7 protein-coding genes are annotated in these 8,470 nt (G+C 69.4%); 3 read left to right on the forward strand and 4 right to left on the reverse strand.

Going from position 1 to position 8,470, the window contains the following annotated elements:
• Positions 1 to 64 precede the first annotated feature (64 nt).
• The gene (locus BN12_RS17120) at positions 65 to 730 is read right to left on the reverse strand and encodes a GntR family transcriptional regulator (protein ID WP_048554350.1); all 666 of its coding nucleotides are present in this window, start codon (positions 728 to 730) and stop codon (positions 65 to 67) included.
• A gap of 127 nt (positions 731 to 857) precedes the next feature.
• Here BN12_RS17120 and BN12_RS17125 point away from each other — a divergent pair, with 127 nt between their 5' ends.
• The gene (locus BN12_RS17125) at positions 858 to 2,252 is read left to right on the forward strand and encodes an L-serine ammonia-lyase (protein ID WP_048554352.1); all 1,395 of its coding nucleotides are present in this window, start codon (positions 858 to 860) and stop codon (positions 2,250 to 2,252) included.
• Positions 2,253 to 2,469: 217 nt separating this feature from the next.
• Here the strand turns inward: BN12_RS17125 and BN12_RS17130 are convergent, their stop codons facing one another.
• From BN12_RS17130 to BN12_RS17140, 3 genes are all read right to left on the reverse strand, one after another.
• A complete protein-coding gene (locus BN12_RS17130; protein ID WP_048554354.1) occupies positions 2,470 to 2,859 on the reverse strand; it encodes a universal stress protein in 390 nt (129 codons plus the stop codon).
• A gap of 37 nt (positions 2,860 to 2,896) precedes the next feature.
• The gene (locus BN12_RS17135; protein WP_048554361.1) at positions 2,897 to 4,237 is read right to left on the reverse strand and encodes an MFS transporter; all 1,341 of its coding nucleotides are present in this window, start codon (positions 4,235 to 4,237) and stop codon (positions 2,897 to 2,899) included.
• A gap of 408 nt (positions 4,238 to 4,645) precedes the next feature.
• A complete protein-coding gene (locus tag BN12_RS17140) occupies positions 4,646 to 6,157 on the reverse strand; it encodes an aminobutyraldehyde dehydrogenase (protein WP_200901240.1) in 1,512 nt (503 codons plus the stop codon).
• A 366-nt stretch (positions 6,158 to 6,523) separates the two neighbouring features.
• Here BN12_RS17140 and BN12_RS17145 point away from each other — a divergent pair, with 366 nt between their 5' ends.
• Positions 6,524 to 7,318, forward strand: a complete 795-nt coding sequence (locus BN12_RS17145; protein WP_048554363.1) for an IclR family transcriptional regulator — start codon at positions 6,524 to 6,526, stop codon at positions 7,316 to 7,318.
• Between the two features lie 507 nt (positions 7,319 to 7,825).
• Positions 7,826 to 8,470 (forward strand): aromatic ring-hydroxylating oxygenase subunit alpha (locus BN12_RS17150; RefSeq protein WP_235432447.1); only part of this gene is annotated, 645 nt, incomplete at its 3' end.

The raw sequence follows: 8,470 nt of genomic DNA on the forward strand, positions 1-8,470 counted from the left end.
GTGCGGGCTTGTCGTGGTTGCCGAAGCGTTCCAGCCACGGAAAGCTCACACCTGCCGAGGGGGGTCAGATGACGGCGCGGACGCCCGCCTCGAAGCCGGTGACGTGCCGGAGCGCCCGGGCCGCCGCCTCGTCGGCGTCGCCGGCGAGGATCGCCTCGATGAGGGGGACGTGCTCGTTGATGTGCTCGGGCACGTCGGGAAGCCGCTCGAGGAAGAGGCAGAACATCCGGGTGGCGAGGTTGTGGTAGCGGACGAGGACGTCCTCGAGGTGCGGGTTGCCCGAGGCCCGGTAGATCGCGCGGTGCACCGCGACGTCGAGACGCATCAGCTCGGTGGGATCCGTCGGCAGCGTCTCGGGCGAGCCGAACCGGTCGACGAGGTCCTGCAGCTCGGCCCGCTGGGCGGAGGTGGCGCGCTCGGCGGCGCGCCGGGCCGCCAGCGGCTCCAGCTGCGCGCGGATGTCGTTGATGGAGGCGAGGTCGGTGATGTCGACGACGGTGGCGAAGGTGCCCCGACGCGGGTATGCGACGACGAGCCGGTCGTCCTCGAGCCGCTTGAGCGCCTCACGGACCGGGGTGCGCCCGACCTGCAGCTCGCCGGCCACCTTCACGTCGTCGATGGGCTCCCCGGGCCGGATCTGCAGCGTGATCAACCGGTCCCGCAGGGTGAGGTAGGCACGCTCGGCGAGGGGCAGGGCGGGATCGACGACCTCCGGCTGGGCGAGGGACATGGCGTCAGGCTAGCACTGGCATACATCAGATATCCGCTGCGAACGATGAGGGCGGAAAGCCGCATACGACTGATATATTAGAGGCCCTACGGCGGTTCCGCCAGCGACGCGAGATAGGTGTTCCACGGTGACGGTGAGCGTCTTCGATCTGTTCAAGGTCGGTATCGGCCCGTCGAGCTCGCACACGGTCGGCCCGATGCGCGCCGCCTACCTCTTCGGGACTCGGCTCGCCGACGAGGGCCTGCTCCCGCGGACCGCCCGGGTGCGCTGCGAGCTCTTCGGCTCGCTCGGCGCGACCGGCCACGGGCACGGCAGCGTCAAGGCCGTCGTCCTCGGGCTGCAGGGCGAGCAGCCGCACCTCGTCGACCCCGTCGCCGCCGACCCGTCGGTCCAAGCCGTCCGCGACGACGGGATGCTGCGGCTGGCCGGGCGTCGGCCGATCCGGTTCTCCGTCGACGACGACATCGTCCTGCACCGCCGCAAGCGGCTGGAGTTCCACACCAACGGCATGGTCTTCGAGGCCTTCGACGAGGACGGATCCGTCCTGGAGCGGCGCGAGTACTACTCGGTGGGCGGCGGCTTCGTCCTCGACGAGGACGAGGCGGGGAGCCCCGTGCTCGTCGCCGACCCGACCCCCGTGCCGTATCCGTTCCACAGCGGCGGCGACCTGCTGCGGATGGCCGGCGAGACCGGTCTGCGGATCAGCGACCTCATGCTGGCCAACGAGCAGGTGTGGCGCAGCGAGAGCGAGATCCGCGCCGGTCTGCTCCACATCTGGGAGGTCATGCAGGAGTGCGTCGAGCGCGGCACCCGGGCCACCGGGGTGCTCCCCGGCGGTCTGCAGGTCCGCCGCCGGGCCGCCGACCTGCGCACCCGGCTCGAGACGACGGCCGACGAGCACGACGCGCTCCGCGCGATGGAATGGGTCACCCTGTATGCCTTGGCCGTCAACGAGGAGAACGCCGCGGGTGGCCGCGTCGTCACCGCCCCGACGAACGGCGCCGCGGGGATCGTCCCCGCCGTCCTCCACTACTACCGCCGGTTCGTCGACACCTCCACCGAGGACGGCGTGGTCCGGTTCCTCCTCACGGCCGGGGCGATCGGCGCGCTGTTCAAGGAGAACGCCTCGATCTCCGGGGCCGAGGTCGGCTGCCAGGGCGAGGTCGGCTCCGCCTGCTCGATGGCCGCGGCGGGGCTCGCCGAGGTCCTCGGGGCGACGCCCGAGCAGGTGGAGAATGCCGCGGAGATCGGCATCGAGCACAACCTCGGCCTGACCTGCGACCCCATCGGGGGCCTGGTGCAGATCCCGTGCATCGAGCGCAACGCCATCGGATCCGTCAAGGCCATCACCGCGGCCCGGATGGCCCTCCACGGCGACGGCCGGCACCACGTCTCCCTCGACAAGGCGATCAGGACGATGCGGCAGACCGGGGCCGACATGAGCGTCAAGTACAAGGAGACGGCCCGCGGCGGCCTCGCGCTCAACGTCATCGAGCTCCCGCTCAACGTCGTCGAGTGCTGACCCCGCCGCGCTGACCCTCGTTGCGCGCCGACCCTCGCCGTGCGCCGACCCTCGCCGTGCGCCGACCCTCGCCGTGCGCCGACCCTCGCCGTGCGCCGACCCTCGCCTGCCCGTCCCGGCGCTCGCGCACGTGCCGAGTAGATGTCGTCGAACGGGCTTCGGGACGACATCTACTCGGCACGTGTGAGGCGTGATCGGCCTCCTGATCCAGGTGTGGTCAGGGCACCTTGACGACGAGGACGGGGATGGTGGACTCCAGGAGGACTCGTTGGACCGTGGAGCCGAGGAACATCTTCCCGACGCGGGTGCGGTGTCGGGAGCCGATGACCAGGAGGGTGGCGCCGACCTCCTCGGCCTCGTCGAGCAGTGCCTCGGCGGTGTCGAACCCTTCGGGTGCGGTGCGGAGCGTCCAGGTGAGGCCGGCGATGTCGGCGAGCTGGGCGGCGACCTGGTCGGTGACGGCCGGGTCGTTGTGCTGAACCTCGTCGACGCCGCCGACGATGTGGAGCACGGCGAGATCCTGGTTTCGTAGGACGGCTTCCTCGGCTGCGGCTCGAAGGGCCGCCTGGCCTCGGGGGGTGTCGCTGTGGGCCACGGCGACGGTCATGGGTGTCTCCTCAGTGTCATCTCAGGGATGGTGGTTGTCAGTGGCTGAAGCCGGCGGCGGTCTCGGCCAGGCTCTTGCCCTTGGTCTCCGGGGCCCACAGCTGGGACACGATCGCTCCGGAGGCGACGATGACGGCGAGGATGAGCATGACCGGTTTGATGCCCCAGGCCGAGATGCCGACCGGCACCAGGAAGGTGCCCGCGGCGGCGCCGAGGCGGCTGATGGCGGCGGCGAACCCGGTGCCGATGCCGCGGACCTCGGTCGGGAACACCTCGCCGGGGTAGACGCTGGTGAGGACCCCGTTCATGGCGTTCAGCAGGGAGAAGACCAGGAACATGACGAGGACCAGCGGGGCCGGCGCTCCGGACCAGATCCCGAGGACGACGAACAGGACCAGCACGATCCACTGCGGCGGCACGGTGAACACGCGGCGGCCGGCCTTGTCGATGAGCCACATGGTGATGACGACGCCGACGACGGAGACGAAGGACAGGCCCACCCCGCCGGCCAGCCCTCCGGAGAGGCCGTACTGCTTGAGGACCTCGTCGGCGAAGGTGGCGATCCCGAAGTACGGCAGCACGTTGCAGAACCAGAACCACGAGACGAACACGGTGGCGCGGATGTACTTGGGGGAGAACAGCTCGCTGAACCTGCCCTTCTCGCGCACGACCTCCTCTTCGAGGTCGGCCAGCGCCGAGTCACCCTGGAGGTACTTGTACGCGATCCGGCGAGCCTCCTCCTTGCGACCCTTGTTCCACAGCCAGCGGGCCGACTCCGGCAGCCCGATCCGGCCCAAGAGCAGGGCCACGGCCAGGATGGTGGAGGAGCCGAGGATGAGGTGCCAGGGCACGTTGATCGAGGGCAGGCTCAGCACGTAGGCGATCGTGTAGCCGATCATGAACCCGGAGTACCACGCGAAGTTGACGGTGGCCATCAGCCGCCCACGCAGATGAGCCGGCGCGAACTCCGACATCATCGGCCAGCCCACGGAGTACTCCGCGCCGATGGCGATCCCCATGAGGAGGCGGACGAGCATCAGGCTCTCGGCCGAGTGGGTGAAGAACTGCATCGCGGACGCGAGGACGAACAGCGACATGTCGACCATGAACAGCGGCTTGCGACCCCACTTGTCGCCGGCCCACCCGCCGAGCGGCGAGCCGACCAGGATGCCGAGCAGGGCCATCGCCGCGACGAGACCGATCTGCGTCGAATCCAGGCTCAGGTCCTTCTCCAGGGTCGGCGTGACGGGGCCGATGACCCCGAGGATGTAGCCGTCCAGCAGCATCCCGCCGATCAGGACGACGATCAGCCGCCACATGAACCGCTTCTTGAACGCGTCCGACGTCTTCTCGTACTGCGAGGTGTCAGTCGTCGACATCAGATCCCCCTCGTATCGCGGACCAGGGGACATCTCCGCGCGGTGCGGGAGGCGACCCTCCCACGACAGGAGCCTCCTCCATTCACGACAAGGGCACTTCCGGGCATGATCTCTCCTTCAGGGGGTTGGATACAGCGACGTCGCGGTTCGCGGTGCGCGAACCTGGGCGGTCTGGCTCGGGAACGGCGTCGATGGGTGAACTGCGCTCACGAGAGCGGGCATGGGAGGTCTCGCTCCCATCCGAACGTGACGCGGGCCCGCTGGGTCCTCCGTGGACCGGCCGTTCGGTTCCTCCTGCCCCATTCCGACTGGTAGGAGATGGTGCGGGGCAGCGGACGTGGACGGCGCCGCTGAAGCCGATGGTTCGCCCCTGTTGTCCGGGGGGTTGGTACGCGCCGAGCGGGGAGGTCAGCGGCTGTGGTTGTGCATGACGTGCTTGGTGCGGGAGTAGTCGTCGAGGGCGTAGATCGACAGGTCGCGGCCGTAGCCGGAGCCCTTGAAGCCGCCCCACGGGGCTTCGGTGGCCAGGACGAGGTGCGAGTTGACCCACACCGTCCCGGCCTCGAGGCGCGCGGCGATGTCGTGGCTGCGGCGGGCGTTCTCGGTCCAGACCGACGCCGAGAGTCCGTAGGGGACCGAGTTGGCCCGGGTGACGGCCTCGTCCTCGTCGCTGAAGGTCTCGACGGTGACGACGGGCCCGAAGATCTCCTGGCGGGCGACCTCGGCGTCGTCGGGGACGTCGACGAGGACGGTCGGAGCGACGAAGAACCCCGGTCCGTCGAGGGTGCCGCCGCCGACGGCGGCCCTGATGCCGGCCTCCCTCGCGCGGGAGAGGTACCCGGCGACGCGGTCGTAGTGGGCGCGGGACACCATGGGGCCGATCTCGATGTCGTCCCCGGCGCCGGGCTCGCCGACGACGAAGGAGGAGATCTCCTTCACGAGGCGCTCGGTGAGTTGGTCGGCCACCGACTCGTGGACGAGGATGCGGCAGCCGGCGCCGCACTCCTGGCCGGCGTTCCAGAACCCCGCGTTGCGGATGCCGGAGGCGGCGTCGTCGAGGTCGGCGTCCTCGAAGACGACGACCGGAGCCTTGCCGCCGAGCTCGAGGTGGACCCTCTTGAGCGACTGGGCGGCCCCGGAGGCGACGGCGCGCCCGGAGTTGACCGACCCGGTGAGGGCGATCATCGCGAGGTCGGGGTGCTCGGACAGCCGGGCGCCGACGACGGGGCCGACGCCGGTCACGACGTTGAGGATCCCGGCAGGGAGCAGGTCGGCGACGAGCTCGGCGAACGCGATCGTCGTCAACGGGGTCTGCTCCGACGGCTTGATGACGAGGGCATTGCCGGCCGCGATGATGGGGGCGATCTTCCACGCCGCCATGAGGAGCGGGTAGTTCCACGGGGTGACGACGCCGATGACGCCCAACGGCTCGCGGATGATGACCGACAGGTGACCCTCGGTGTAGTCGGCGGCTGCCTGGGAGGTGATCGCCCGGGCCGCGCCCGCGAAGAAGCGGAAGGTGTCGACGGTGCTCGCGATGTCGTCGCGGGAGACGGTCAGCGGCTTGCCGGTGTTCGCCGACTCGAGGCGGACGAGCCGGTCGGTGTTCTCCTCCACCCGGTCGGCGATCCGCAGGAGGACGAGGGACCGCTCCTTGGGCGTGAGGCGGCCCCAGGCGGGCTGGGCCGCGAGGGCCGCGGCCACCGCCACGTCGACATCCTCCGCGGTGCCGTCCGCGACCTGCGCCAGCACCTGCTCGCTGCAGGGGTCCACGACGTCGAGGGTGGCGCCCGACGTGCTCGGCCGGAAGCCGCCGTCGATGAACTGACCCGTCGACGGCAGCTCCGCCTCGGACACGAGGGCGGCACCCCCCTCGGCGCGGCGCACGGTCTGGACGGGGACTGCGGTCTGGGTTGTCATGCGCGTGGGTCTCCAGGTGGCTCGCGGTGGTCCCCGGGTCCGGACGGGTGCACGGCCTGGCGGGCCAGGCGTCGGTCGGCTCCGGGGATCGTTACTCAGAATTTTGTGTACGAATATTCGCATAGGGGATACAGGCAGGTCAAGGCACCCCCCCGGTGTGGTAGGTCACAGAACCTCGGCCACCTCTCGCGCCCCGCCGAGGCCGCAGCGTTGGGCCGCACGTCCGCCCCTCGCTAGGATCAGGCCAAAAGCCCCCTCCTGGAGTGGTGCTTCGACTCGGGGGACGCCGACTGTCCCGACGCCTCGTCGGGCCGATGGGTCGCATGTCAAGTGCGATTCCACCGCCCGGGATTGTGGAGTGACGCCGTGTCCTTCGTCAGTGCGGACCGTCGCCCGGGACAGGACAACTCGGTCCAGTCCGTCGACCGGGCCGTGTCGATCCTGCAGGTCCTCGGCCGGCGGGGCGCCGCCGGGGTGACCGAGATATCGACCGAGCTGGGTGTCCACAAGTCGACCGTCTCCCGTCTGCTGGGCACCCTCGAGGCCCGGGGCCTCGTCGAGCAGGCCGCGAACCGCGGACGGTATCGGCTCGGGTACGGCGTCGTGCAGCTGGCCGAGGGGGCGAGCAGGAAGCACGACCTGAGCCTGAGCAGCCGGTCGGTATGCAGCGCCCTCGCCGAGGAGGTCGGAGAGTCGGTTCTCATCGCCGTGAGCGACGGCCGCGACGTCGTGACGATCGACCAGGTCATCGGGTCCGCGATGATCACGACGGTCAACTGGGTGGGGCAGCGCAGCCCTATGCATGCGACGTCGTCGGGCAAGGTCTTCCTGGCCCACCTGCCGGACGCGGAGCTGCGGCGCTACGTCGAGGAGGGCCTGACGCGGTACACCGAGCGGACGATCGTGGACCCGGACGCGCTGGCGTCCGAGCTCGCCTCGGTGCGCGAGCGGGGCTATGCGACGACCTACGAGGAGCAGGAGATCGGGCTCACGGCGGTGGCGGCGCCCGTGCGAGGGCACGACGGGGACGTCATCGCCGCCCTCTGCGTGTCCGGACCGTCGTTCCGCCTCGGCCCGTCCCTTCTTCCTGCCATCGCCGAACGGCTCATCCCGGCCGCGGCCCGGATCTCGGAGCGGAACGGCTACCCCAAGGTGGGGTGACGTCGTCTGCGGGGCCGCTGCGACAGCCCCCGCGCGGAGGGGGCGCGGCTCGTCCTTGACGGCCCGGGAGCGCACTGCCTACAGTGTGCGTACCGCTTTACGAGATAGTTCATATTATGAAACACCGCGATCCCACCGGATGGCCGATCCCGAGCGCAAGCCCCGGATGGAACGTGTTGTGGGACAGGCGGATTCAAGCCATCGGACGTGAATGCGGTGGCCTGGGAGCCTCCGCCCTCCTCGATCCTGCGTCCCTCATGCGTCGGGTGTCCCTCTGTCCCGGGGTCGACGGGCTGCCCGGCTCGTCCGCTTTGCTCCACTGCTTGAAAAGTTGTTGGCAAATCTCTATTTCCGAAACTCTTGACGCTGCACTTCTGACGTCCTAGCCTCGTCCCGGACAGCACGCCTGTCCCGCAATGTGCAGCAGAGTGCCGTCTGTCATGTCCATCACCTCGAGAAACCGGGAGTCTGCCCGTGAGCCCTTCGTCTGGATCCGCCTCTGCGTCCGTGGATATCGAGGGGATGGTGGCGCGTCGTGTGCCGGGGTACAGCTTGGAGTCGGCGTTCTACACGAGTGCGGAGGTGTATGCGCTGGATCTGGAGGTGATCTTCGGTCGGCATTGGTTGTTCTGTGCGACGGAGGCGGAGATTCCGGAGCCGGGGGACTTCGTGACGGTGGAGGTGGGGTCGACGTCGGTGATCATCGTGCGGGATGACGATGAGGGAGTGTCGGCGCTGTTGAACGTGTGTCGGCATCGGGGGTCGCGGATCGTGGATGATCCGTGTGGGGCGGTGGGGAACTTCGTGTGTCCGTATCACCAGTGGACGTATCGCACGGATGGGTCGTTGATCTTCGCCGAGTCTTCGCAGCCGGGGTTCGATCGGTCGGCGTTCGGGTTGCGGCGGGTGCCGGTGCGGAGTCTGGCGGGGTTGGTGTTCGTGTGTCTGTCGGATGAGCCGCCGGTGGATTTCGATGAGGTGGCGGGGGTTCTGGAGCCGTATCTGGCGCCGTACCGGTTGGCGGGGTTGAAGGTGGCGCATCAGACGGATCTGATGGAGGCGGGTAACTGGAAGCTGGTGATGGAGAACAACCGGGAGTGTCTGCATTGTGATGCGGGGCATCCGGAGTTGACCAGCGCCTACTTCCCGTTC

It is taken from the genome of Nostocoides japonicum T1-X7 (genome assembly GCF_001046855.1).
Lineage (GTDB): Bacteria > Actinomycetota > Actinomycetes > Actinomycetales > Dermatophilaceae > Nostocoides > Nostocoides japonicum.

What these genes read in the sequence shown, in the direction of transcription:
- BN12_RS17120 (WP_048554350.1), bottom strand. Translation starts at nt 730, where the DNA reads ATGTCCCTCGCCCAGCCGGAGGTCGTCGATCCCGCCCTGCCCCTCGCC.
- BN12_RS17130 (WP_048554354.1), bottom strand. Translation starts at nt 2,859, where the DNA reads ATGACCGTCGCCGTGGCCCACAGCGACACCCCCCGAGGCCAGGCGGCC.
- BN12_RS17135 (WP_048554361.1), bottom strand. Translation starts at nt 4,237, where the DNA reads ATGTCGACGACTGACACCTCGCAGTACGAGAAGACGTCGGACGCGTTC.
- BN12_RS17140 (WP_200901240.1), bottom strand. Translation starts at nt 6,157, where the DNA reads ATGACAACCCAGACCGCAGTCCCCGTCCAGACCGTGCGCCGCGCCGAG.